This window comes from Auritidibacter sp. NML130574, from assembly GCF_003185725.2.
Lineage (GTDB): Bacteria > Actinomycetota > Actinomycetes > Actinomycetales > Micrococcaceae > Auritidibacter > Auritidibacter ignavus.
Window position 1 is genome coordinate 967,753 of the sequence record NZ_CP031746.1, and the last position, 25,413, is coordinate 993,165.

18 protein-coding genes and 1 pseudogene are annotated in these 25,413 nt (G+C 59.6%); 12 read left to right on the top strand and 7 right to left on the bottom strand.

Features of this window, described 5'->3' with window-relative positions; genetic code table 11:
* The 3 genes from cydC to DCC27_RS04440 all read right to left on the bottom strand — a co-directional run bounded on the left by cydC (nt 1) and on the right by DCC27_RS04440 (nt 6,420).
* A complete protein-coding gene (gene cydC, locus DCC27_RS04430; protein ID WP_110100468.1) occupies nt 1-3,714 on the bottom strand; it encodes a thiol reductant ABC exporter subunit CydC in 3,714 nt (1,237 codons plus the stop codon).
* A 62-nt stretch (nt 3,715-3,776) separates the two neighbouring features.
* Nucleotides 3,777-4,796: a cytochrome d ubiquinol oxidase subunit II gene (cydB, locus tag DCC27_RS04435; RefSeq protein ID WP_110100467.1), complete on the bottom strand. Its 1,020-nt coding sequence runs from the start codon at nt 4,794-4,796 to the stop codon at nt 3,777-3,779.
* 37 nt (nt 4,797-4,833) lie between these two features.
* A complete protein-coding gene (locus tag DCC27_RS04440; protein ID WP_110100466.1) occupies nt 4,834-6,420 on the bottom strand; it encodes a cytochrome ubiquinol oxidase subunit I in 1,587 nt (528 codons plus the stop codon).
* 441 nt (nt 6,421-6,861) lie between these two features.
* Here DCC27_RS04440 and DCC27_RS04445 point away from each other — a divergent pair, with 441 nt between their 5' ends.
* The 8 genes and pseudogenes from DCC27_RS04445 to DCC27_RS04465 all read left to right on the top strand — a co-directional run bounded on the left by DCC27_RS04445 (nt 6,862) and on the right by DCC27_RS04465 (nt 12,943).
* Nucleotides 6,862-7,251, top strand: a complete 390-nt coding sequence (locus tag DCC27_RS04445) for a BlaI/MecI/CopY family transcriptional regulator (RefSeq protein ID WP_110100465.1) — start codon at nt 6,862-6,864, stop codon at nt 7,249-7,251.
* A 69-nt stretch (nt 7,252-7,320) separates the two neighbouring features.
* Entirely contained in the window at nt 7,321-8,316 is a 996-nt protein-coding gene (locus tag DCC27_RS04450; protein ID WP_110100464.1) for a M56 family metallopeptidase, read from the top strand.
* Nucleotides 8,317-8,481: 165 nt separating this feature from the next.
* Nucleotides 8,482-9,219 (top strand): annotated as a pseudogene (locus tag DCC27_RS04455) (3-oxoacyl-ACP synthase III); the annotation flags it as partial.
* 43 nt (nt 9,220-9,262) lie between these two features.
* The gene (locus DCC27_RS12785) at nt 9,263-9,883 is read left to right on the top strand and encodes an alpha/beta fold hydrolase (RefSeq protein WP_371682201.1); all 621 of its coding nucleotides are present in this window, start codon (nt 9,263-9,265) and stop codon (nt 9,881-9,883) included.
* On the top strand, nt 9,868-10,494 hold the full coding sequence (locus tag DCC27_RS12790) for an alpha/beta fold hydrolase (protein WP_283532661.1): 627 nt from the start codon (nt 9,868-9,870) through the stop codon (nt 10,492-10,494). Before DCC27_RS12785 ends, DCC27_RS12790 begins: the two co-directional genes overlap by 16 nt.
* A gap of 30 nt (nt 10,495-10,524) precedes the next feature.
* A complete protein-coding gene (locus tag DCC27_RS12795) occupies nt 10,525-11,760 on the top strand; it encodes an AMP-binding protein (protein WP_341849258.1) in 1,236 nt (411 codons plus the stop codon).
* Nucleotides 11,761-11,768: 8 nt separating this feature from the next.
* A complete protein-coding gene (locus DCC27_RS12800) occupies nt 11,769-11,930 on the top strand; it encodes a hypothetical protein (RefSeq protein ID WP_233242968.1) in 162 nt (53 codons plus the stop codon).
* The gene (locus DCC27_RS04465) at nt 11,927-12,943 is read left to right on the top strand and encodes an NAD(P)-dependent oxidoreductase (RefSeq protein WP_110110317.1); all 1,017 of its coding nucleotides are present in this window, start codon (nt 11,927-11,929) and stop codon (nt 12,941-12,943) included. Before DCC27_RS12800 ends, DCC27_RS04465 begins: the two co-directional genes overlap by 4 nt.
* On the opposite strand, the gene DCC27_RS04470 is transcribed toward DCC27_RS04465, so the two are convergent.
* Nucleotides 12,940-15,045, bottom strand: coding sequence for a type IIA DNA topoisomerase subunit B (locus DCC27_RS04470; RefSeq protein ID WP_110110318.1), 2,106 nt, complete (start codon nt 15,043-15,045; stop codon nt 12,940-12,942). The two genes, DCC27_RS04465 and DCC27_RS04470, sit on opposite strands and share 4 nt — an antisense overlap.
* 352 nt (nt 15,046-15,397) lie before the next feature.
* On the opposite strand from DCC27_RS04470, the gene DCC27_RS04475 reads away from it, so the two are divergent.
* Nucleotides 15,398-15,616 carry a hypothetical protein gene (locus DCC27_RS04475; protein ID WP_110110319.1) on the top strand — a complete coding sequence of 73 codons (219 nt, stop codon included), beginning with the start codon at nt 15,398-15,400 and terminating at the stop codon, nt 15,614-15,616.
* 107 nt (nt 15,617-15,723) lie between these two features.
* Here DCC27_RS04475 and DCC27_RS04480 read toward each other — a convergent pair whose 3' ends face one another.
* From DCC27_RS04480 to DCC27_RS04490, 3 genes are all read right to left on the bottom strand, one after another.
* Nucleotides 15,724-17,220, bottom strand: a complete 1,497-nt coding sequence (locus DCC27_RS04480; protein WP_110110320.1) for an RNA polymerase sigma factor — start codon at nt 17,218-17,220, stop codon at nt 15,724-15,726.
* Between the two features lie 316 nt (nt 17,221-17,536).
* Nucleotides 17,537-18,814: a DUF4192 family protein gene (locus tag DCC27_RS04485; RefSeq protein ID WP_110110321.1), complete on the bottom strand. Its 1,278-nt coding sequence runs from the start codon at nt 18,812-18,814 to the stop codon at nt 17,537-17,539.
* 114 nt (nt 18,815-18,928) lie between these two features.
* Nucleotides 18,929-19,990: a proteasome assembly chaperone family protein gene (locus DCC27_RS04490; protein ID WP_110110322.1), complete on the bottom strand. Its 1,062-nt coding sequence runs from the start codon at nt 19,988-19,990 to the stop codon at nt 18,929-18,931.
* A 268-nt stretch (nt 19,991-20,258) separates the two neighbouring features.
* Between DCC27_RS04490 and DCC27_RS04495 the strand changes: the two genes are divergently transcribed.
* The 3 genes from DCC27_RS04495 to sucB all read left to right on the top strand — a co-directional run bounded on the left by DCC27_RS04495 (nt 20,259) and on the right by sucB (nt 25,399).
* On the top strand, nt 20,259-21,860 hold the full coding sequence (locus DCC27_RS04495; protein WP_246840142.1) for a leucyl aminopeptidase: 1,602 nt from the start codon (nt 20,259-20,261) through the stop codon (nt 21,858-21,860).
* Between the two features lie 226 nt (nt 21,861-22,086).
* The gene (gene lpdA / locus DCC27_RS04500) at nt 22,087-23,460 is read left to right on the top strand and encodes a dihydrolipoyl dehydrogenase (protein ID WP_110110323.1); all 1,374 of its coding nucleotides are present in this window, start codon (nt 22,087-22,089) and stop codon (nt 23,458-23,460) included.
* 139 nt (nt 23,461-23,599) lie between these two features.
* Nucleotides 23,600-25,399, top strand: a complete 1,800-nt coding sequence (sucB, locus tag DCC27_RS04505) for a 2-oxoglutarate dehydrogenase, E2 component, dihydrolipoamide succinyltransferase (RefSeq protein WP_110110324.1) — start codon at nt 23,600-23,602, stop codon at nt 25,397-25,399.
* Nucleotides 25,400-25,413 lie beyond the last annotated feature (14 nt).

Below are 25,413 nucleotides of genomic sequence, written 5' to 3' on the forward strand. Positions count from 1 at the left end.
CTAACCCAGCGTCACCGCCTGGTTTCCAGCGGTGGCGAATCGGGAATCGTGGGTGACCATCACCACGGTTCGATCGGCCAAGGCCCTCTTGAGATCCGCTACGAGGTGCGCTGCTTCATCGGCACCTAGGTGTGCAGTGGGTTCATCCAAGAGCACGACGTCAGCACGAGCGATGAGAGCCCGGGCGACAGCGATGCGTTGACGTTGACCGCCGGAGACAAAATGTCCGGAGGGGCCCAGTCGAGTGTCGAGCCCGTTCGGGGCCACCTCGAGCCAGTCGGCCAGTCCCACGGTTTTCAGGGCACGGATGAGCTCGGCATCCTCGGGTCGGTCATCCGGGTCGCGGGCCAGAGCCAGGTTGGAGCGTAGCGTGGAGTCAAAAAGATACGCCTCCTGCGGGCACCAGGCGATCGCGCCCAGGGCAGATTCCGGGCCGATGATGCTGTCAGTACCGGACTCGGTGGCGTCTGTGCGCCGGGTGGCATGCAGGACCATGCGCCCGGATTGTGGTCGCAAGAAACCCAGCAGTACCGCCAACAGCGTGGACTTTCCAGACCCTGACGGTCCGGTAACCACACAAAAGTCACCGCGGGTGGCCTGCAAGCTCAAATCTGCCAGTACTAACGGTCCGTGTGGCGCATAAGCCACGTCAATCTGGTCAACCTCCACCGCGCTGACGACCACATCGCGATGGTGGGCGCGCTTCTGTTCAGCCACGTCGTCAGTCGCCGGTGGGGTGGGCACTGCCTCGACCTGCACCCAACCACCAGTGGCGGTCTGCGAGGTCTCCAGTAATGGACCGATCTTCTGCAGTTGCCGGCGGAGAATTGAGAACTCTTGAACCCCTTGGTTCAACAGTCCGAAGGGCTCGGCGAGGGCGAGCATCATCATCACCACCAGCGCGGTATGAGGGGCGTTGATGCCGTGTTGGACGCATTCCCACATGATCTGGATGGCGGCCCAGCCGGAGACCAATGAGGATAGCCCCTGGCCAAGGCCGGCAACCATCGAATGGCGTTTCAAGGGGCGCTGGTGGTGGAGATCCCAGCGGGCAAAGCGTTCCGAGGCCACCGTTGCGCCCCCATTGCCGGCCAAATCTGCGGCCGCTGTCAACAGTCGGGAGGTTTGCGACATCACCTGGGTGCGGTGATCGGCCAGCATCGCCGTCGACCGCGCATCGCTGAGAGCAACCAAGCCCGGGATGACGACGATGCCGAAAAGTCCGGCAACCAGGGCGGGCCACCAGGCTCCGGGGGCGAAGTACATGGTTATCCCCAGCGTCGCCAACCACGCGATCACCGCGGCGGGAATGGGGACGATAACGCGCGGTACTGCATCGCGCAATTCGTCAACGTCGGAGATCAACACCGACAGGGCGCCACCGGTGCGGGTCAGTCGGGTCCACTGTTGCGCTTGGGAGCCTAGAGCGTCCCAAATCTTCAGGCGCAAGTCATCAGCCCAGGACAGCACCGCGTCGTGGACCGCCAAGCGTTCGGCGTAACGAAACACTGCCCGGCCGATGCCGAAGAAACGCACCGCGACAATGATGGCCAGCAAGTAGAGGATCGGGGGCTGGTAAGAGGCCTGCACAATGAGCCATCCGGACAGGGCCGATAGGAGCGCGGCGGAAAGCACGGCAGCGGCCGACCAAAAGACTCCGGCCAGGAATTTTCCGCGGTTCAACGGCAAGAACCGGATCCACTGTCCCAGGCTGAGCCGGTGGTTCTCGGTGTCGTGTGGCTGGTGCGCCCTGTGGTGGTCTGGGGAAGACCTCTGGGGCGTGGTAGCGCTATGCTCCGCCTGGTCGGTGATTCGTGCACCGGCAGACACGGTATCTGCTACCGGTGTGGTCGCAGCGTGTGTCACGGTCTGAACGGTCGTGGCATCGGTCGTCACCCTGGCACCGTCCACCAAATGGTCGGCCAGGTGGTGCACTTCGGGATCGTGGGAGGCCACCACCATCGTGATCGGTGGAAGCAGTGGTGTCTCGCCGACGTGGTGCGTGCGATCGGTCGCTTTAGGGAGACGTCGTTGTCTCAGCGTGGCCAGCGTCTCCCGGACGGCGTCAGCGGAGGCTGGATCCAAGTGGGCGGTGGGCTCATCCAGTATCAGTAGCCAGCCACGGGCGTCGTCACCGGCGGCGAGTAACCGGATGACCACGCGGGCGAAGCCCAGGCGCCGGCGCTCCCCGGGGCTGAGATCGTTGACGATGCGGGATTGATAGTCGACCAGCCCGCTCGTAGCCAAGGCGTGAGCCACCAAGGACTCGACGGTATCGGCGGTGGCCTCAGGGCGGTCCAGTCGGACATAGAACTCCAATTCCTCGGCCACGGTGGGTTCACTGAAATTGGGGTGCTGGGCCAACCAGGCCACATGGAGCTCATCGAGGCCGCTCACCCTGCCACGGAATTCTGCTTCGGCCTCGGTGAGTACTCCGGCCAAGGCGTTGAGCACCGTAGATTTTCCGGTCCCCGAGGCCGAACCGAACACGGTGATTTCTCCCGGTGCCAAGCTCAAACTCAACCCGGTGACCACCGGGTCTAACACCTGCATCCGATGGGTCGGGCCCGCATGGTTCTTGTGGGCCAGCACTTTGGCCCGTCGTGGGTCATCGTGGTGGAGCGCCCGAATATCGGGGAGTTTTTCCGCTGTGATTTCGGTGAAGGAGCGGTAGGCAATGCTGAGGTTGTCGATGGAGACAGTGCCCGTTTCATAGGTTGACTCAGCCCGCAGGGATTCGGCGAGGGTTTTGGCTTCGGGCTGGTTGATCTGTTCGCGAGCGCGTCGCAGGGCGTCCACACCGTCTTCGGAAGAGTGGAAGGCAGAGCCAACATCACGGAAGGGCAAATATACTTCCGCGGCCAGGGTGAGCACCATCAGGCCCACGTTGAGTTCTAGTCCCCCGTAGACCAGACGCACCCCGATCAACACCGCGATCACCGCCACCGACAGGGTCGCGATGAGTTCCAGAGCCAGGCTGGACATAAACGCGGCTCGTAGGGTGGACATGGTGGTGCGTTGGTATTTTTCTGACACCGTCGCCAAGGACTTCCGCTGCACCCCAGCACGGCGCAACCCAACGAGCACGGGCAGACCGCGGGCGAGCTCTAATAAGTGATGCGAGAGCCGATTGAGCCCCGCGGTGGCGTCATCGACCCGGGATTCGGTATACCGACCGATCAGGATCATAAAGACCGGGATCAGGGGCACAGTGATGACCAAAATGAGTGCCGAAACCCAGTCGTGTAGCAGAATCCAGCCGCCAAGCAGAACGGGAATGACCAGGGCGGAAAGTAGGGCCGGCAGGAACTCGGTGTAGTACTTATCCAACCCATCGAGACCTTTGGAGGCCAGTACCGCGTCTTCGCCGGCTCGATCGGCGTGTTCGCCGGCGGCGTTGAGCCGATGAGTGACCAGCTGGGCGCGCAAATATTCTTTTTCGCCCAGCGCGGCCCGGGAGGCCAACACCTGTTGGCCCCAGACGGCGACACCGCGCAACACCGCTCCCCCGAAGCCAGTCACCACGGGAGCGAGGAATTCGGCTGTGAAGGCAGCTTGGGCTAGTGATTCGACGATGCCCGGTGAGGTGGCCGGAGGATTGAAGAAGAGGTCAATGAGTTGGGCTGCGTCCTGGGTGGGCAGTGAGGCAGCCAGCTGCGAGATGCCTCGGGCGATCCCGATGGCAATCAGGATCCATCCGAGAGCTTTCACCACGGCGAGGACGCCGAGCCCTATCAGAGCACGGCGTCCTGTCGCAGAGGTTGGTAGTTCTGGTTTCAGACCGGAGTCACGACCTTGGATTCAGGGATATGGGTTTCGGCGATCCGCTTGCGGAACACCCAGTAACTCCAGCTACTGTACGCCAAAACGATCGGCACGAAGATCGCTGCGACCACGGCCATCACGGTCAACGTGTAATCCGAGGAGGAGGCGTTGTTGACGGTAAGGTTCCACGCGTCGTTGAGCGTAGAGGGCAACACATTGGGGTACAGCGCCCAGAAGATCGCTGCCACACCGGCGGCAACGAAGACCGTCATCCCAAAGAAGGCCCAACCTTCACGTTCCTGGGCCGCGAAAACCAGTGCGGCAATCATGCCTGCCACGGCGACAACAAGCAGGATCCACGGCATCACCTTCGGGTAGAGGATCAGGACACCGACAGCCCAGCCGGCCATCGGTAACAGGTAGACCCACAGCCACCGGGACAGGTGGCGTTTGGCGGCTGCTCGTGGAGCGCCCATGGTCTTCAGGCCGAGGAAGGCCCATCCCTGAGCCAAGGCGAAACCAACCACGGCCAGTCCGCCGATCACAGCCCAAGAGTTCAGCCAGACGAAGGCGTGACCCACTCGGTCACCGTTCTCATTCAGTGGCAGACCGGTGGTGGTGATGGCCAGCATCGCCCCGACACAGAAGGCTGCCGTCAACGACCCGAGACACAGTGCCCAATCCCACAAGTTACGCACTCGTGTGGTGTGGGCTTTGCCCCGATACTCGATCGCGACCGCGCGGAAGATGAGCCCCAGCAGGGCCAGGGTCAGCGGGATGTAGAGGGTTGAGAACAACGAGGCGTACCACATTGGGAAAGCCGCGAAGGTGGCGCCACCGGCGGTGATCAACCACACTTCGTTGCCGTCCCACACGGGGCCAATCGTGTTCAGCAACACACGACGTTGGGACTCGTTGCGAGCCCAGAACTTCATGAGCATTCCGACACCGAGGTCGAAACCCTCAAGCACGAGGTATCCGGTCCAGAGCACTGCAATGAGGATGAACCACAGGGTGGGAAGAAATTCCATGATGGCGTGATTACCTTTCTCTACTGGGTTCTCTCATTTAGTACGCGAAGGACAGAACATCAGAGGAATCTTTGTTCTGGTCATCCCCGTCGTTTTCTTCATCTGCAGTCAGCTCCGGCATACCTGCCGGCACACCACCGCGGATGTAACGGACCAACAGAACCACTTCGACCACCAGCAACACCGCATAAACCAGAGTGAGGACGATCAGCGAGAACAAAATCTCACGCCCGTCGACTCCCGGTGACACCGCGGCAGCGGTAAACTGCCAGACCTGATCCACTCCGGTGGGGTCGGGGTTGGGGGCGACCGTGAAGGGTTGACGCCCCATTTCCGTGAAGATCCAACCGGCCGCGTTGGCGCCAAACGGTGCCAGGATCGACAGCCAGGCGGCGTGCATCAGCCACGGAGTTTGCGGCACGGTGCCCTTGCGCCCCAGGAAGAGTCCAATAGCGGCTGCCAAGGCCGCCAGACCACCAAAGGTGATCATCAGCCGGAAGCCCCAGTAGGTGACTTCCATGACCGGCAGGTACTCAATCTCTGACCCGGCACGTTCACCGTACATGGGGTCGTCGGGCAGGTGGGTACCGAAGTTTTCTTCATAAATCGGGATCAGGGTGTTCACACCGGGGACGTCGGTGTTGAAGTCGCCGTAGGCCAGGTAGGACAGCAGGCCCGGAATCTCAAAGACGCCCACCACGTCATCACAGGTGGTGGCTCCGTCGGTATTGGAAATATCTCCGACCGTCAGCACCGAGAAACCGGTCCCGTCGTGGCAGGCAGCTTCAGCGGCTGCCATTTTCATCGGTTGCTGTTCGATCATCATTTGAGCTTGAGCGTGACCGGTAAAGGCCGTGCCTAGGAAGGCACCCAGGGCGATCCAACCACCCCAGCGGAACGAGGTCCGCCACACGGTATGGTCAATACCGTCACGAGCTTTGGAGCCGGTGGCACCAATGATCACTTCGCCGTTGGTGTTGACGGAGTCGATACCGTCTTTGCGACGCTTCCACAGGTGGTACCAGGCCACACCGAAAAGCATGGAGCCGGCCACGGACAGGGCGCCGAAAATGGTATGGGGGAAGTGCACCAACAAGGTGGGGTTAGTTAGCACGGCCCAGATATCGATCATCTGAGCTCGACCATCGGCGTATTCAATGCCGACTGGGTGCTGCATGAAGGCGTTTGCGGCCAGAATGAAATAGGCCGACACCACCGAACCAATCACCGCGGCCCACAGAGTCGCTAAATGCAAACGAGGGGAAATTCTGCCCCAGCCGAAAATCCAGATACCGAGGAAGACCGATTCCAAGAAGAATGCGATCAGAGCTTCCATGGCCAGCGGGGCACCGAAAACGTCGCCAACGAACCGGGAGTATTCGCTCCAGGCCATTCCGAACTGGAACTCCTGGACAATACCGGTGGCTACACCCATGATGAAGTTGATCAAAAAGATCTTGCCCCAGAACTTCGTCATGCGTAAATAGTGTTCTTTACCGGTGCGATGCCACATGGTCTGCATTGACACCAGCACAATACCGAGGCCGATTGTCAATGGAACCATCAGGAAGTGGTAAACGGTCGTGATACCGAATTGCCACCGGGCTACCTCAAGTGGATCCATCAGGATTCCTTCCTCACGAGCGCCTAACGCGCCGACGAATGCAAGAGATGGGTCGAGTTCGGCTGTGGTCGACCTCGGTCAAAACCCTGTCGCCAAGGCCTCAAACTCGAGGCTCAAACGGTGATACGACACGATGCTCGCAGTGAGACTCACTCCGTACAACGCTTGATCGCCGGATAAGCTACCACCATCATAACCACTTTTCTACGCTGCGTAGAAAAGATTTCTACACGTTGTAGAAAATTCGCCTAGACTGAGGTCAACACACGGTGCCCCGGTAGCGTATGACGCAGATCAAGCAGGCGCGCCCCGTGAAAAGCACCCGAGAGCAACGGTCGTGGATATGGCATCAGGCCACTATGTCGTCATAGTGCACCGAAACTTCTACAATGCGTAGAATAAATCTACTACCGTGACCGTCAGCCCCAAGGAGTACAGAGTATGAACACTGGTTCATTAGGACAGCTGGAACAAGCCGTCATGAATCTGCTGTGGGATTCCTCTGCGCCGATGACCGCTAATGACTTACGCGAGCGATTAGAGCAGCGTACCGGCTCCACCAAGAATACTCCGGCGATCACCACGATCCTGACGGTGCTGACCCGGCTGACGAAAAAAGGTTTTGTGAATAAGGACCAGCAACAGCGTCCGCACACCTTCACCGCCCGAGCAACCCGGGAAGCCCACACCGCTGATGTTTTGCACGAGGTCCTCAACCAGGCGCCAGATCGTCAAGCGGTGCTTGCTCAATTTGTGGGCTCCATTAACTCTGAGGAACTCGCGACTCTTCGGAGCATCCTGAATGCTCGCGACGAATCACTCAGTCAGTAAACTAGAGGGGCTCAGTCCCTTAACCGCAACGCCGTCCGCCCATTCGTCGCATTCTCGACCCACGTTGTTATGGCCCCCATTCTTCTCGCCCTCGTGGCCGTGCTATTGGCCTGGCCCGTACCTGTGCTTCTGGGGCGCGCCCAGTGGCCTGCTCGCGCTCCCGTGGCAGCGATGATTTTATGGCAAGCGGTGGGGCTCGGTGGCGGTCTAGCCCTGATTTCAGCACCCTTGCTCTATGCAGTCCGCAAATTCGGCTCCGGGCTCATCCCTGCCGGGACAGAAATATTCGAGGCGATCACCAACCACGGTTTATTCGCTCTCCACCTCGACCCACGCTGGGGTGGGCTAGAGATCGTGGCTGGAACCCTGGCAGTCGCCATCGGCGTACATCTGGTGCTGAGCCTGGTGTACTCCGCATGGCGAACCACCCTGGAGCGTCGTCGCCACCGCGAGACGGTGCAGTTACTCTCCGAAGTCATCCACGACCCCACGGCCTCTGAGACCCTGACCCCATACCAACGCAATTCCGGTGGCGTCACCACTTTGTTGCTCCCCTCCGAGCACCCGCTGGCCTACTGCATTCCCGCACTGTCCGGCTCGTATACCGTGATCTCTCAGGGATTGATGGAGCGACTAACCGAGGCCGAATTGTCAGCGGTGATCGAACATGAAAAGGCCCATTTGCGTCAGCGTCACGACCTATTGCGGGTGGGGTTTGAGGCCTGGCACCGGGCGGCATCCTGGCTGGTCGCCACCGAGACCTCACGGATTGCGGTGACCACGCTCACCGAGATGCTTGCCGATGATGCAGCTCTGGCGCGCATCGATCGCGCGACCTTAATCCGGTCTATGGCCATGGTTGCCAGCCACGACTCCCCACATACCATCGCCAAACCCCTCTCCTCGGACCAGCCGGCCGACCGCACTACCTCGGTAACCGCGGTACGACTCAAACGGCTCCTCTCCAGCCGCCCCCCTCTACCCGGTTGGCAACAAGCCCTGATCATCACCCTGGCAGCCTGCCTGTTGATTGTCCCGGCAGCCCTGACGCTGTGCGGGGTGTAAGAAAACTAACAGGCTTTCATTAAGGCCAAATGCCGTCAACTTCTTCGTGACCGATAGAGTAAGAAGACATGGCTAGGCGAGCGGTCGTCGCGAACCCTATCATCGCGATTGCCCCAGACCTGGTTCCGCGAAACTGAAGTCTCCGCGTCATCGTGCCCTACCCCAGACCAGGTGGGGCTTTTGATCAACACCTCGGTCATCCGCACCCACCTGGAACCAGCGGTGTCCGTGGTGGTTCACGACAAAATGGGACTGCCGAGCTCGGCCATGAACTTTGACATCACCAACGCCTGCCTGGGATTTGTCAACGGGATGGGGTTGGCCGCGACCATGATTGATTCAGGACAAGTGGACTAGGTGGTGGTCGTTGCCGGAGAAGATGCTTCCAAGGTACACGAAGCCACCAACCGCGATGCCTTCCTCTCCCAATTCGCCACCCTGACCCTGGGATCAGGGGCCGCCGCTGCGGTTATTGGGCCGAGCGACCGTCACCCCGAGGGGCACCGCATCCTGCACAGCGTCACCCGGGCAGGTACCGAGTTCAACCATTTGTGCGCCGGAGACCATAAGGGCATGAGCACCGACTCCGCGGCTCTGCTAGCCAATGGTCTCGACCTGGTCATGGCTGCCTGGAACGACGCCGACCCGGCATGGAAGTGGTCCGAGGCCGACCGCTACATCACCCACCAGGTCTCCTCCCAGCACACCAACGCCATTATTCAGGCCGCCGGGATTGACCCAGACAAGATCCCGGTCACGTTCCCGGATTTGGGCAATATCGGACCCGCCGCGCTACCGGTGACCTTGGCCCGGGAAAAAGACATGCTGAGCCCCGGCGATTCTGTGTTGTGCATGGGTGTTGGCTCCGGACTCAACGTGGCCATGCTCGATCTGCAGTGGTAATAGCCCCACCCGGTCCACACCCTCGAGAAAGAAGAGTGTTGCTGTGATTGTGACTCGTGCCGCCCATCAACCCGACTCCGAGACCATGCAGACCGAGCTTCCCGGTTTCCGTCCAGAGTTTTCTCACCTGGTCACTCTCGCACGAGCAGAACATCCCGCCGGCTTCCACGTCATGGACACCGGCCCGGCTCTCGAAGCCCAGGGACTGACCCCCCCCCACGCCACCATCGTGGCCGTACACGGCAACCCCACCTGGTCGTATCTGTGGCGCGCATTGCTCAACACCACCTACGACCGGGCCGTCTCCGACCCACAACGATACCCCGTCCTCCGGGTGATCGCCCCCGACCAGCGGGACATGGGATTCTCCGATCGGTTAGCCCACCGGGGACTGCCTCGTCACAGCGGCAATGGTGACGACTACCTGGCCCTGGAGGATCGGATCACCGATCTGCAGGAATTGCTCACAGTTCTCATCCCGGAAGCTGAGCACTCGGTCTTCACCCTCGGCCACGACTGGGGCGGGGTCATCTCCTTGGGCGCTGCTCTGCGAGCGCATCAGGCTGGATCCCATCACCTCGCCGGGCTGATGACACTGAACACGGCCGTGCACCAGTCCGAGGACGATCCCCTTCCTGCTCCCCTCCGGTGCGCGATCCACTGAACCTGCCTTACCGGCACCAAGCCGACCGTGGCGGTGTGGGCGGGTTCGTCGCCGACATCCCCACTGATGCCACCCACCGCAGTGCTCCTGCGCTCCGCCGAGTGGCCACAGCACTCAGCGAGACCTCGTTACCGGCCCTGCTCATCTGGGGTGCTACAGATCCGGTATTCCAGGATCGCTACCTCAACGATTTGCGCCAACGCCTGCCTCAAGCCGATGTGCACCGAGTGGAAACCGGCGGGCACCTGATCGTCGAAGACGTCGACTACGCCACGATCGTCCTGGAATGGGTCTCCCAACAACTCTCCGCCGACGACAGCTCTCCCACCGTCAACACCACCGCCACCATCACACACAGTGGTCACTCTGCCAACCAACCCCGCCCCGCCGGCTCAGCCCACCAGGTGCCCTACCAGCCACTGTGGGAGTTCCTGTACCGTGGCGAAGACTCCGCAACTGCGGCCCTGGTGGATATGTCGGTCAGCGACCGCGGAAAACCCTTCACCGCTTCCTGGGCTCAGCTTTCCCAGCTCGTGGCCGCCATAGCCCAGGGGCTGTGGGATCTTGGACTGCGCCCCGGGGACCGGGTCTGCACCCTGGTTCCTCCCTGACGTGATCTCACCGCGGGACTTTACGCATTGTTGCGCATCGGCGGTGTCGCGGTCATTGCCGATCAAGGGCTGGGGATCACCGGTATGACCCGAGCGGTTCGTAGTGCCAACCCGGATTGGATTATTGGTGAAACCCCCGGGCTGATCCTGGCGCGCGCCCAGGGATGGCCGGGACGTCGCATCTCGGTGTCCACCCTGTCCACTCCGCTGGCTGGCGTACTGGGCGTCGAAGACTCGCTCTATGGTATGGCACTGCGCGAGAAAACCACTACCCGGCTTTCAGCCCTACAGGCTCCCACCCCGGACCCCGAGAGTCTGGCCGCCATCCTGTTCACCTCCGGCTCCACCGGGCCGGCCAAGGGTGTGCGCTACACCCACACCGGGCTCTCCCACCTCACCCAGCTGTTGCGCGATACCTTCGGCGTCACTCCCGGCGCCTCGCTTTTGGCTGGGTTCGCGCCTTTCGCGCTGCTGAGCCCGGCCATTGGTGCGACCTCGGTCACCCCGCGCATGTCGGTCACCAAACCGGCAACCCTGACCGCCTCTGCTCTGGCCGATGCGACCATTGCCGGTCAGTCCACGATCGCCTTTGGTTCCCCGGCGGCATTGCGCAATGTGGCAGCAACGGCCCGGGAACTCTCCCGTGCCCAGCGCGAAACACTGGCCGGGATTACCATGATGCTCTCGGCCGGGGCTCCGGTGTCCCCGGACCCAGTCAGAGATATCCAGGTGTTGATGCCACAAGCCGGGATTCACTCCCCGTATGGCATGACCGAGTCGCTGGCAACCCCGGTGTACTGGTGGGCACCCCGGCCGGTGAAGTCCGCCTCACCATGGCCCCGCTGGATGACCATGGTATCCCGGCCGAAACACTGTATAACCCCGAGGATACGGTGGACCAGCTGGGCGAAATCGTGGTCTCAGCCTCCCATATGCGCCAAGGCTATGACGCACTGTGGTACACCACCGCTCAAGCCTCCCGCGATCAGCTCGACGGGTTACGCTGGCACCGCACCGGCGATATCGGGCACCTGGATGCGTCCGGCCGACTCTGGATCGAAGGTCGCACCCACCACGTCATCTCCACCCCGGCTGGACCCCTGGGAGCGGTGCACATCGAAGAACACGTCGCCGCATTACCAGAGGTATACCGGGCTGCAGCTGTCGGACACGGACCGGCCGGCACCCAAGCTCTGGTGGTCATTATCGAACCCGAGCGTGAGGTCACTGGCCCAATCAAGCCTGGACTGGCTCCCACCCAACTGACGGCAACCGTGCGTAGCGCCGTCACCACACCGGGAGATGTTCCCGTCGCCGCCGTATTGGTAGTCGACAGCATCCCGGTGGATATCCGCCATAACTCCAAGATTGACCGCTCCCGGTTGGCCCGCTGGGCCGATCGAGTCCTCACCGGAGGAAAGGTTGGCAAGCCATGAATCGTTTCGCCGTTGCTCTGCCCAATCTCAGCACGCGTCATGTCCTGGTCACCGGAGCCTCGGGACTGCTGGGTTCCGGTGTCGCATCCGCGCTGGTCGCTGCCGGCGCACAGCTAACCACGTTGCAGCGTCGCAGAAGCGGGATCGCCGGCGCTTACGACGTGCTGGGATCCATCACTGATCCCGAACTGGTTGCCCGCGCTGTGCAGGGTGTAGATACCATCATCCACGTAGCCGCCAAGGTTTCTGTTTCGGGTCCGGCCGAAGCGTACCGCAACGTCAACATTCAGGGCACGGGCAACCTGCTAGATGCTGCACACCGGGCGGGAACGGTGAACCGCTGGATTCACGTATCCTCTCCCTCGGTCGCTCACGCCGGTCGCTCTCTGGTGGGTACCACCGCCCAACCGGCCGACCCCGACCAGGCACGCGGGCACTACGCCGCAACCAAAGCAGCCGGTGAGCGCCTGGTGCTTGCAGCTGACCGCGAAGACTTCCGTGTGCTGGTGCTTCGCCCCCATTTGATGTGGGGCCCTGGTGATACCCAGCTGACCGAACGCATCATCGATCGCGCCCGCAGCCACCGTATGCCCATCCTGGGTTCCGGTGCCCCACTGATCGACACGCTGTTTATCGACAACGCTATCTCGGCGGTGCTCGCAGCCGTGTCAGCTATCGAAAACCACCACGGTGAAGCCCTGGTCGTCACCAACGGGGAACCCCGTCCGGTCGGTGAACTGATTCGTCAGATTGCCATCGCCGGTGGCGCTGCAGAACCCACCTTGCGATTACCGGCCGGGCTGGCCACCGTCGCTGGAGCCGTGATTGAAAAGATCTGGGACCTCACCGGAGAACATGACGATGAGCCCCCACTGACCCGGTTTCTCGCCGAACAGCTCTCCACCGCCCACTGGTTCGACCAGCGTCGTACCCGTGAGGTTTTGGCCTGGAAACCCGAGATCAGCATTGACCGCGGACTAGAGCTCACCGCCGACTATTACGGTAACCACTAGGCATCAATCTGTTCCCGGTTGAGCTCTTGTGCCCCAGAGATAATGAAATCCTTGCGCGGGGCCACATGGGACCCCATCAGTAGCTCAAAGATCTCCTCGGCCGCCTCAAATTCCGAAATATTCACCCGCCGCAGCGTGCGGTAGCGCGGATCCATCGTGGTTTCTGAGAGCTGGTCGGCGTCCATCTCGCCCAGGCCCTTATACCGCTGAATTGGCTCCTTATACTTCCGGCCATCGGATTCCAACGAGCCCAGCAGGTTTTTGAGCTCTTGTTCGGAATAGGTGTACATGACCTCGTTCTCCTTCGAGCCAGAGTTGATAATTTCAACCCGGTGCAACGGTGGAACAGCGGCGTAAATCCGGCCGGCTTCCACCATCGGGCGCATGTAGCGGAAGAATAAGGTCAACAGCAAAGTGCGAATATGAGCCCCGTCCACGTCAGCATCGGTCATCAAAATCACCTTGCCGTAGCGGGCCGCGTTCAAATCAAAGGACCGCCCCGAGCCACCGCCGACCACTTGAATCAGCGCTGAACACTCAGCATTGGAGAGCATATCCCCCACTGAGGCCTTTTGAACATTGAGAATTTTGCCACGAATCGGAAACAACGCCTGGAACTCTGAGGAACGAGCCATTTTCGCCGTCCCCAGCGCTGAGTCACCCTCAACAATGAACAATTCTGACCCGATGGCGTCATTGGTGCGACAGTCGGCCAGCTTGGCCGGCATGGTCGAGGTTTCTAGTGCGTTCTTGCGCCGCTGGTTTTCTTTATGAGTTCGGGCCGAGACGCGAGATTTCATCTCCGCGACGATCTTTTCCAACAGCTGGGTGGTCTGTTGTTTGTCCTGGCGTTTCGTGGACTTCAGAATGGCACCCAGTTGCTCGGTGACCACCTTATTGACGACTTGTTTGGCAGCCGGAGTACCCAGCACCTCTTTGGTTTGACCTTCGAATTGCGGTTCGGCCAGACGCACGGTGAGCACCGCGGTGAGTCCCGCCAGGATATCGTCACGCTCGATCTTGTCCTGACCGGGCTTCAGTTTCCGGGAATTGGCCTGAATCGCTTTCCGGAACACCTTCGTCATAGCTTGTTCAAAACCGGAGAGGTGAGTACCGCCCTTCGGGGTAGCAATGATATTCACGAAAGTTTTTACCCGAGTGTCGTACCCGATGTCCCAACGCAGAGCGATATCCACATCGCAATCACGGTCCACATCCTGCATTTGGGCACGTCCATCCTCGTCGAGAACCGGCACGCGTTCGGTAAAGGACCCTGACCCCTGCAACCGCCAAATATCGGTAACCGGATTCAGTGTGGAGAGGTGGTCGACGAATTCCGAAATACCCCCGTCGTATTGGAAGACCTGTTCGTGGGGCCCCTCGGCTCCGGCAGTACCCGGCAACCGACGCAAATCTCGGATCGTAATCCTCAGGCCGGGCACCAGATATGCGGTCTGACGGGCACGGTCTTCAAGTTCTTGGTACTGGAAGGTGGCATCCGGGGTGAAAATCTGTTCATCGGCCCAATAGCGCACCTTCGTACCGGTGTGTCCGCGCTTCGCCTTGCCCACCACGGGGATATCTCCGGCTTCTGTTTTCGGACTAAACGGCGCATCGGGGCTGGGAGCCCGATGATCTTCGAAGGTTCCTGGCTTCCCGCGCTGGAACGACATCTGGTAAGTCTTGCCACCACGAAAAACGTGCACGTCCAGACGAGAGCTCAGCGCGTTAACGACTGACGCGCCCACACCGTGGAGGCCACCGGCGGCGTTATAGGAACCACTACCAAATTTTCCGCCGGCGTGGAGCTTTGTAAACACCACTTCGACACCAGACAAGCCGGTACGGGGCTCGAGGTCGACAGGAATACCGCGTCCGTGGTCTTCAACCTCCACACTGCCATCGGCATCCAACGTGATGGTGATGGACTGCCCGTAGCCGGCCAGAGCTTCGTCCACGGAGTTATCGATGATCTCCCAGAGACAGTGCATCAGCCCCCGGGAATCGGTAGAGCCAATATACATCCCAGGACGCTTACGAACCGCCTCAAGTCCTTCGAGTACGGAAAGCTGATGGGCATTGTATTCACTGTTTCGAGACACGGAATCCGCTGACCTTTCATCTGCTGAGTGATGGGCGCTTAAGAGCTTGGACTTTCTCTCCTGTTGACACTAGCCGTTTTTGTCTGACCGAAGTATTTTGGCGTTCCAACACATGTTCTTGGTTCGCCTTTCGCGTAAGCTCTGACAGAAACGCGACCATGTCCGGAAATCAATGCAATCATTGGTCAGGTCCAGCACCCGTTCGATAGCGTTTCGCCGACAGCGTTTCCCACTTCGGGGCACGCCGGGACTAAAAGGCGAGATGCTTGTGTTGAACTTGTCAAAGACAGCATGTACCTGCGAGGGTGGTACCAACCGCCCAACTTCGCTTGGACCACACAGAGGAGGCCCAATGTCCACAGCAACAGCAGTTGAGTCACCGACCTTGACCGGTGCCGATCGTTGCGATCGGTGCGGCGCACAGGCCTACGTTCGGGCAGTTCTCGCCTCCGGTGGCGTGTTGTTGTTCTGCGCTCACCATGCGCGCCAGGTCGAAGACCAGTTGCGTCCTCAAACCAGCACCTGGCACGATGAGACCCAGCGTCTGCACGAAGGTGCCAGTAGCGAATAAGACTCCAACGCACAAACAGCAACAGCGGGGCGGTTCTCACCAGATCGTGAGAACCGCCCCGCTGTTATCTGCTCTCGGACCTGCTGTCTCAGGCGACGGCAGAGTTTTTACTCGAGATAATCGCGCAGAACCTGCGACCGAGATGGGTGGCGCAATTTCGACATCGTCTTGGATTCAATCTGGCGGATGCGTTCGCGGGTCACGCTGTAGACCCGACCGATCTCGTCCAACGTCTTGGGCTGTCCATCGGTGAGACCAAAGCGCATCGCCACCACGCCAGCTTCTCGCTCAGACAGGGTGTCCAACACCGAGTGCAGTTGTTCTTGCAACAACGTGAAAGACACCGCGTCAGAAGGAACAACTGCTTCGGAGTCCTCAATCAAGTCACCAAACTCAGAGTCTCCATCTTCGCCCAGTGGAGTGTGCAAGGAGATCGGTTCGCGACCGTACTTTTGAACCTCGACCACCTTTTCGGGCGTCATATCGAGCTCGGCGGCCAATTCTTCCGGGGTGGGCTCCCGACCCAGGTCTTGGAGCATCTGGCGCTGGACGCGAGCCAACTTGTTGATGACTTCGACCATGTGCACCGGAATACGAATCGTGCGGGCTTGATCTGCCATCGCGCGAGTGATCGCCTGGCGGATCCACCAGGTGGCGTATGTCGAGAACTTGAAGCCCTTGGTGTAGTCGAACTTCTCGACCGCTCGGATCAGACCGAGGTTGCCTTCCTGAATCAGGTCCAGGAACAACATGCCACGACCGGTGTAGCGCTTAGCCAGCGACACCACCAAACGCAGGTTTGCTTCTAGCAGGTGGTTCTTCGCCCGACGTCCGTCAGCGATCACCAATTGCATGTCTCGGCGCATGCGCGGGTCATCGTAGGTCTCTTCCTGCATCTTGTGCTCAGCATAGAGACCTGCCTCGACACGCAACGCAAGGTCTACCTCCTGCTCTGCATTCAACAGCGCGACCTTACCGATTTGCTTCAGATAGTCCTTGACCGGATCGGCGGTGGCACCAGTGACGTTTACGCGCTGAGCCGGGGCATCATCTTCCGCATCAGACACCACGAAGCCGGAGGACGAACTATCATTGTCGTCTTTGCTCGGAGAGACCTTCTGCCCTTTAAACGCATCCACGACTCCCCGGTCGTTCTTGGTCTCCGGCTCTTGGTCTTCAACCAGATCATCGAGATCTACCGGAGTATCGTCTTCACCTTCGACCTCGATATCATCGGCCTCATCCTCGGCGAAGTCATCGGTGTCCTCATCCAATAAGGTATCGTCAACCTCTTCGTCGTCGCCCACCGGCTCGGTCTCGGCCTGAGTTGCCTTCTTACCGGAAGCCTTCTTCGCGGTGGTTTTCTTCCCCGCAGTCGACTTCTTGCTCGTCGATTTGGCCGTTGATTTAGCACCAGACTTACCGGTAGACGAAGTACCCGTCGTCTTCTTCTTGGACGAGCTCTTCTTCGTCCGAGTCGTCGAGGCCTTGGCCGTGGAGGCCTTCGTTGTCGAGGCCTTCGTCGTGGTCTTCTTTCGTGTCGAAGACTTCGATGCCGTGCTTTCTGGGTCGACAGCGTCGATCTTTACGGTACTGTCAGTCACTCGATACCTTTCCTACGGGTCAATCCCGTTCAACAGACAGTGGTCTACACACCTATGACCCTGTCAAGTCTGCGTTGCAATGGACAGAATCTCGGTGGTCTTTCGCATCGGAAAGCCATCCGGTTCTGTCTCGCAGAAACAGGGTCCATAGCAGGTGCAACGATCACAGTCGAGGTCTTATTCCCTGAACCGGGCAAAAAGTTCTTCGCTTTTCACCCAGCAGACGTCATCGTCGAACTAGGCACTCATTATTACATGTTTTTCGCTGGTCTTTTGCACCATGACAGCGAACACAGTCCTGCCCAGAAGATGAACATCAGGTACGACGGTTGGAAGACCATGCCCGCTGGGCATCTTTGGCCCAATCACAGACCATTCCACGGTCCAGAGTCTTGCCCAGTAGGTTCAACAGTTCATATCCGTCTCCCCCGGCATGTTGTAGCTGGCGGTGGTAATCGGCTGCAATGCTCCCTCGGCCTCTCACCCACTCGATATAGACAAGGTAAATCCCTAAGACAAGGACTTCCGGACCGTCGTAGATACTCATTGCATACCGTGCACAATCTTCAAACCGCTGGATCCGGGTCCAGTCAGCCACGGTGTCCGAAGCACCGATAAATGCTTGACTGAACTGTGTGCCACTGGTTGCTGTGGGGATCACGTCGAACTCATCGGCATAACCTTGAGGGATCAGGCCCAGGTGGATGGCTCCCGCCAAGGCAGGCTCAAGACCAAAACAGGCGATATTGAGCACCATGTCACGGTAACGGTCTTCGCCCAGCCCACGGACGAGATCACACCATTCAGTAGGTTCCAGCGACTGCGGTAGGGTCTCGCCAGACAGCATCCGGTCCCACGCCTGAAGGTCCGCGTATAAGGCACGAATTTGCTCGGGGGTGTTTGCCTCAGCGACCTGATGGCGCTGTGTGGGGTCCATTGCTGGCCACGTTTCAAGTTGTTCGGCCAGTCGTTGGGTATGAAACGGCAACACCAAGTCGTTCGCGCATAGGGGTGTGTCAACACCCTCGGCGCGCATTGAGAGGTCTAAGAAACTGTTTTCGGTCGCGTCCAATGTCGCACCCTGGACGGGGCATTCGGCTCCGTGCGCGCAGTCCAGGTGCCATACTCGGTGTGGGCTGAGCACCCAAACTTCTTGAGCCGGTAATTGGTGGTGGCGCAAATGCTCTTGCAGGTTTGCAGCAAAGCGTCGGTATCCAGCTAGCCGGTCGACCGGACCGGGATCGCCCACCGTGTCATCTTCGGATTGCAAGAGCATAAAGCAACCGTCGGCCTTTGGATCGGTGCGCAGGGTTGTCGCCACGCGATCGAAGAATCCGGTGGAAATAGGGAATTCGTCCTCACCGACGGGGTCATCTAGCGCTGGCAGATCGACACGCAGTACGGCGCGGAAGCTGGACCCGCAGGTGCTAATTAACACGCAACTTCGTTGGGGGACGAATCCCAACGTATTCTGCACGAAGGCCAGGACATCTTCCTCAGTTCTGGCGAGAAACTGTCGTGGTCCTTGCGACCGGGCTGGTGGTGTTGAGTCGGTGGTTCCAAGGGCTACTGAATGCTGATTATTTTCTGTCATGTACCCAGCATCAGTCCATCATCGGAGACGACACTATCTAGCGAGATGAACTGTGGACGGTTTCAGCGCAGGACCGACATTGTGGAGAACCAGCCCGACTTAGCGCTTGGGGATCTAGCGCCCGTCCGAGTCCTGAGGGTTGTCTTCGTCAGTTTCCGAACCCGACTCCGCGCCATTGGATTCTTCGGCCGACTCGTCCTCGTCGTGTGCAGTTGAGCTCAACCCGAGTCGCTCGGCGTTGTGTTGCGACTGGCTATTAAGGAAGTCCTCGGCTTGAGCACCAATCTCTTCGCCGTCGGGAATGTGCTGGTTCGGCGGCAGAAGCAAAGAACGCGGCTGTTCCTGGTCTTCGGTATACCGGTCGAACTGAGCTTCCAGGGCCACAACCATGTGTGAAATCTGGGGGGAGTTCTCGGTTTGTTGGGCCAGTTGCCGATCAACCTGACGTCCCGCTTCACGCAACTCATCGGTGGGCACCACGATGCCCATCGCCGCTGAAAGGTATTCCAGTCCGGCCACAGCCGCCTGCGGGTAGGTTGCATCGGCCAGATAATGTGGCACGTGCAGGGTGAACCCGGTGACCTTTCGGCCGTTCTCGGTGAGCTTGACCTCAAGTAATTGCGACATACCGGCCAACATCTGGGCCTGAGGAGACCAGGTGGACAGTCCTTCGAGTAATTCCTCCCGGCTACCGTGCGTGGTCACGCCCAAGGGACGAGTGTGTGGAACCGGAAGCGGAATAGCGTCCACTATCGCGACCTGTGACAGGTCCAGTTCGCGCACGATGGACATGACCGCATCGGAGAAACGTTCCCACTGGTAGTCCGGCTCAGGGCCGGACAGTACCAAAAACGGTTGGTCCATTTCATCGGTAAAAACATCCAGCGAGATTTCCGGACGCTGATAGTCGGTGAATTTTTCCCCGTCAAAGGTAATGTGGGGGCGTTGAGCCCGGTAATCAATGAGCTGATCAGTATCAAAGGTGATCAGTTGCTCGTGATTGAGCCGGTTGAACAAAAGGTACCGGATCTGTTCGGTAAGGTGCCCGGCATCCAGATGACCACCGAAAAGCAGTAGTAGCTTGGTTCCTCGCAACGGTGAGGGATCGTCCTCGGACCCGGTCATGAGGTCACGACCGGCGGGACTGAACTGGATTAGGTGATGCGGATCCTGCATCCAGAAGCCTCCTCACGTCCTGGAATATCAAGTGTTCTGTCGATTCTATCGATCTTGTGCACTATAACTGTGTTCCCTACCCGATCTATTCCAACCTCCCTTTAATTCCATCCTCCCTTGACCGGGTCAGGCAGCTCTTTACTCGTCTGCGCTCTGAGAGGAACCCTTCAAGTTACGCCCCTGTGACGGGCGACAAGATAGCGGTGACTGTCTAGGATTAACTGCGTTGTCATTGTAAAGATGTATGAATCACCGGGAAGTGATGTCGTTGACTGAAATCACCGAACTCATGAGCAAGTTCTGCGCCGAACCGCACCTGCGTTATGCCACCGTTGCACCGGAAGCCGATCTGGTGATCTACGGGGTCGCCGTCGGAGAAGAATCCGGAACATTGGTGGCCTCCGACGCCCCGGAGAGTCTCCATCGCCTGCTGAGTGATTTCCACGTCACCGGTGCTGCCGAGAAGGTTCTGGTCTTCCCCGCTCCAGAAGATGTTGCCGCCCGCAAGATCGCCTTCGTTGGCTTAGGCTCGGCCAAACCAGCCCCGCAGGGCACGCCGGTCCCCGATCAGCGCACACCGGATACTCTGGGACCCGAAAGCTACCGTCGCGCCGCCGGTGCTGCGGTTCGCCACCTGTTGGACCAGCACCCGGTGTCCACCGTGGTGTTTGAGATGGGCGCTGATTCGCCCGAGCTGCTCCAGGCCGTTGCCGAAGGTGCTGCCATTGCAAGCTACCGGTTCACCGCCTTTTCAACGCGTACCAGCAACGACGAGACTCCGCACGATGCGACCGGGCAGCGACAGGATCGCTTGGTCGCTGACGAATTCGTGATCCGCACCGCAGTGGAGGAAGAACAAGCCGAACGTATTGTGACTGAGGCGTCTCAGATCAGTCGTGGTGTGCACACCGTGATGAACCTGGTCAATACTCCAGCCTCGGCGCTCTACCCCGAGTCTTTCGCCGAGTTCGTCACCCAGCTGGTCTCCGATCAGCCACAGATCAGTTGCGAGATCTGGGATGAACAACAACTCGAGGCCGAAGGGTGCGGTGGCATTCTGGGTATCGGTCAGGGATCGGCCCACCCGCCCCGGCTAGTCAGGCTCTCCTATCAGCCCGCCACGGACTCGCACGTCCAGCCGACTCACGTTGCCCTGGTGGGCAAAGGCATCACCTTCGACACCGGAGGGATTTCGCTCAAGCCCGCCAATTCTATGCTGACCATGAAAACCGATATGACCGGAGCTGCCACCGTGGCCGCGGTGATCAACACGGTGGCGGCACTGAACCTGCCGATCAAGGTCACCGGCTGGCTGGCCATGGCCGAAAACATGCCCTCCAGCACGGCCGTCAAGCCCTCCGATATCGTGACCATCCGTAACGGAAAGACCGTGGAAATCATGAACACCGACGCCGAAGGTCGCGTCGTGATGGCCGATGCGCTGGTAGCCGCCACCGAAGAAGCCCCCGCTGCTGTAATTGACATTGCCACTCTCACCGGCGCTCAAATGGTGGCCTTGGGGCAACGAACCACCGGCGTCATGGGGCACGACCAGGTCCGCACCCAGCTGGTCGAGGCCGCCCAACGGGCCGGAGAGCTGATCTGGCCGATGCCGATACCAGAGAACCAGCGGGAGTCCTTGGATTCACACGTGGCTGATATCTCTAATATGGGCTCGAAGTTTGGCGGAATGCTCACCGCCGCGGCGTTCCTTCGAGACTTCGTCGGCGAGACCCCCTGGGCACACCTGGATATCGCCGGCCCCAGTTTCAACGAAGAGGCACCCTTTGGCTACACGCCCAAAGATGCCACCGGAGTCATGCTTCGAACCCTGGTGGAATACCTGCGCCAGAACGCTCAGCAGAGCTAAACATTCGAAGACAGCCCCGAAAACAGCGCTCCAAGATCAGCTGTGACGAGTTTTACACCGCAGTCGTTAATACCGCAGACAATGTGTGGCAACAGCCCGGTTGTCAGCGATAAGCTGGTTAGCAAAGGCATCGAGGATCAGTGTGCGGTCCTGCACGGTGCACCGCTGACGAAAAGTCGATATTTGTCGAGCCAAACAGGCTTGACCTAGATGAGGAGAACTCAACGTGACCGAAAACGCCACAGAATTCGACGTCCTAATCCTCGGCGGTGGCTCCGCCGGTTATGGTGCCGCTCTACGAGCAGTGCAACACGGATTCAGCGTAGGTCTGATCGAAAAAGAGAAACTCGGTGGGACGTGCTTGCACTTTGGTTGCATCCCGACCAAGGCATACCTGCACGCTGCAGAGGTAGCCGATGAAGCACGCGGCGGTTCCAAGATCGGTGTCAACTCCAACCTGGAGTCCATCGACATGTCCAAGATCCGTGACTACAAGGACAAAATCGTCTCCGGCAAGTTCAAGGGTCTACAGGGCCTGATGAAGATGCGCAAGATCACGGTGATTGAGGGCGAAGGCAAGCTGGTGTCGGAGTCCGAAATTGAGGTCGATGGTACCCGCTACCGGGGCGAGAACATCATCCTGGCATCCGGTTCCTACTCCAAGACCATGGGCCTGCCGATCGGCAACAAGATTATGACCAGCTTCGAGGCCTTACAGCTGGACTATTTGCCCAAGTCAGCGATCGTGCTCGGTGGCGGTGTCATCGGTTCTGAGTTCGCCTCCGCCTGGAATTCCTTCGGCATTGAGGTGACCATCATCGAAGGCCTGGACCACTTGGTCCCCAACGAGGATCCGGCCATCATCAAGGTCCTGGAGCGTGAGTTCAAGTCCAAGGGCATCAAGTCCAATCTGGGGACCTTCTTCGACAAGGTCGAAGAAACTGACAACGGTGTCAAGGTCACCCTGGTGGACGGTAAAGAATTTGAAGCCGAAGTCTGCTTGGTCGCGGTGGGCCGTGGACCCAACACTGAAGGTTTGGGCTATGAAGAGGTCGGTATCCCGATGGACAGTGGCTTCGTGACCCCCAATGAGCGTTTGCACACCGGCGTGGGCAACATCTACGCCATCGGTGACATCGTCCCGGGGAAGCAACTGGCCCACCGTGGTTACCAGCAGGGTATTTTCGTGGCCGAAGAAATCGCCGGCAACAACCCGATGGTCGTTCCCGATGAACGGATCCCTGCAGTGACCTTCACCAACCCCGAGATCGTCTCGGTTGGTTTGACCCAGCCCAAGGCTGAAGAGCGCTTCGGTAAAGACAACGTGGAAGTCGCCGAGTACAACCTGGCCGGTAACGGTAAGTCCTCGATCCTGGGTACGAAGGGGTTGATTAAGCTGGTGCGTCAGAAGCACGGCCCGATTGTTGGAGTCTTCGGCGTTGGTGCCCGCATTTCCGAGCAGGTCGGTGAAGCCCAGTTGATCGTCAACTGGGAAGCCTACCCTGAGGATGTGGCTTCGCTGGTGCACGCTCACCCGACGCAGAACGAATCGCTGGGTGAAGCAGCCATGATGCTGTTCGGTCACCCCCTGCACGCCTAATCATCCACCCCACCGGGTGGCTGGCAGGCACCGACCGTCGTCCACCCTTGAACCACCGACAACCACTGATCTGCAGCGAAGACATCAGCACATCATTGGCCCAAGATCAGTGGGAAATTGAGAGAGGAAACGGGACACCATGTCAGAAACCGTGAACCTGCCCGAGCTGGGCGAGTCCGTGACCGAAGGAACGGTAACGCGTTGGCTCAAAGAAATTGGCGACACCGTCGAAGTCGACGAACCCATTGTGGAAGTCTCCACCGATAAGGTCGACACCGAAATTCCCTCCCCAGTGGCCGGAACCCTGGTCGAGATTTTGGTTGACGAGGACGAGACCGTTGAGGTTGGTCAGGCTTTAGCCCAGATTGGCGATGCCGATGAAGCCAGCGGTTCTTCCTCCAACGACGAGGGCGCCGCAGACGAAACTGAAGAGAAACCTGAAGATCAACAGCAGGAAGAGCAACCGGAGGAGTCCGGTGACGACTCCGCTGACCAGCAGGCTCCGGCTGCTTCCTCCGGCGGTTCCGGCGAGGGCGAAGAGGTAACCCTGCCAGAACTGGGCGAATCGGTCACCGAAGGTACCGTGACTCGCTGGCTGAAAGACATCGGCGACACCGTCGAGGTGGACGAAGCTCTGTTGGAGATCTCCACCGATAAGGTCGACACGGAGATCCCCTCCCCGGTCGCCGGTACTCTATTAGAGATCAAGGTCAACGAAGACGATGTTGCCGAGGTCGGTGATGTCCTGGCTATCGTGGGCTCCGGCGATGCCACCGAGTCCCCCTCCGAGACGCCGTCAGACGACTCGTCCACCCACGAGACCGCAGACGAACAAGCTGATGAGGAGCCGGCACAGGCCGAGCCACAGGATCAGGGCGAAGCCGAGGCCAAGACCGAAGACACCCAGAGCGCAGAACCGGCGGAACAACCGGCTACACCGGCTTCTGATGCGGAATCCGACACTGCGACTCAGAGTAGCGGTGGCTACGTCACCCCGCTGGTACGTCGGCTGGCCCGTGAGTCCGGTGTGGACCTCAATGATGTGACCGGTACTGGTGTGGGTGGTCGGATCCGTCGTCAAGACGTGCTCACTGCCGCTGAAGCTCAGAAGTACGAAGAGAAGCAGGCTCAGCAGTCTTCCTCGGCAACGACACCATCTCAGGCTCCTGCACAATCCTCTCCTCCGGAGCCGAAGTCCTCGGTCGATCCGTCCAAGCGGGGTTCCACCGAGAAGGCTTCGCGCACCCGCCAGGTGATTGCCCAGCGCATGACGGATTCCCTGCACACCACTGCCCAGCTCACCCAGGTTCACGAGGTCGATTTGACCCGTATCGTCGCCCTGCGCAATGCCGCCAAGGAACAGTTCCAGGCCCAGCACGGTGTCAAGCTAACCTACCTGGCCTTCATTACTCTGGCAGCTGCGGAGGCACTGCGTGCTCACCCGGTCATCAACGCCGAGTACAACTCCGAGTCCAAGGAAATCACCTACCACGATTCCGAGGACATCGGCATCGCCGTTGATACCGAAAAGGGTCTGCTGGTGCCGGTTATCAAGGGCGCTGGCAACCTGAACCTCTCCGGCATCGCCTCCCAGATCGCTGAGCTGGCTGAGAAGTCCCGGACCGGCAAGATCTCGCCAGATCTACTCTCAGGTGGTACCTTCTCGATCACCAATTTAGGGTCCTTCGGCGCCCTGTTCGACACCCCGGTGCTCAACGCGCCGCAGTCGGCCATCCTGGGCCCGGGGAACATCGTCAAGCGACCAATGATCGTTCCGGATGCTGAAGGTAACGACAGCATTGCGATCCGCGACATGATGTATCTGTCCTTGACCTACGACCACCAGATCATCGATGGTGCCGACGCAGGTCGTTTCATGACCACGTTGAAGAACCGCCTTGAAAATGCGGAATTCGGCGCTGAGCTTGGTCTGAACTAAAGGAGCTTGACCCC

What these genes read in the sequence shown, in the direction of transcription:
- cydB (WP_110100467.1), bottom strand. Translation starts at nt 4,796, where the DNA reads ATGGAATTTCTTCCCACCCTGTGGTTCATCCTCATTGCAGTGCTCTGG.
- DCC27_RS04445 (WP_110100465.1), top strand. Translation starts at nt 6,862, where the DNA reads ATGAACACTGGTTCATTAGGACAGCTGGAACAAGCCGTCATGAATCTG.
- DCC27_RS04440 (WP_110100466.1), bottom strand. Translation starts at nt 6,420, where the DNA reads ATGGATCCACTTGAGGTAGCCCGGTGGCAATTCGGTATCACGACCGTT.
- DCC27_RS04490 (WP_110110322.1), bottom strand. Translation starts at nt 19,990, where the DNA reads ATGCAGGATCCGCATCACCTAATCCAGTTCAGTCCCGCCGGTCGTGAC.
- DCC27_RS04450 (WP_110100464.1), top strand. Translation starts at nt 7,321, where the DNA reads ATGGCCCCCATTCTTCTCGCCCTCGTGGCCGTGCTATTGGCCTGGCCC.
- DCC27_RS04475 (WP_110110319.1), top strand. Translation starts at nt 15,398, where the DNA reads ATGTCCACAGCAACAGCAGTTGAGTCACCGACCTTGACCGGTGCCGAT.
- DCC27_RS04485 (WP_110110321.1), bottom strand. Translation starts at nt 18,814, where the DNA reads ATGACAGAAAATAATCAGCATTCAGTAGCCCTTGGAACCACCGACTCA.
- sucB (WP_110110324.1), top strand. Translation starts at nt 23,600, where the DNA reads ATGTCAGAAACCGTGAACCTGCCCGAGCTGGGCGAGTCCGTGACCGAA.
- DCC27_RS04465 (WP_110110317.1), top strand. Translation starts at nt 11,927, where the DNA reads ATGAATCGTTTCGCCGTTGCTCTGCCCAATCTCAGCACGCGTCATGTC.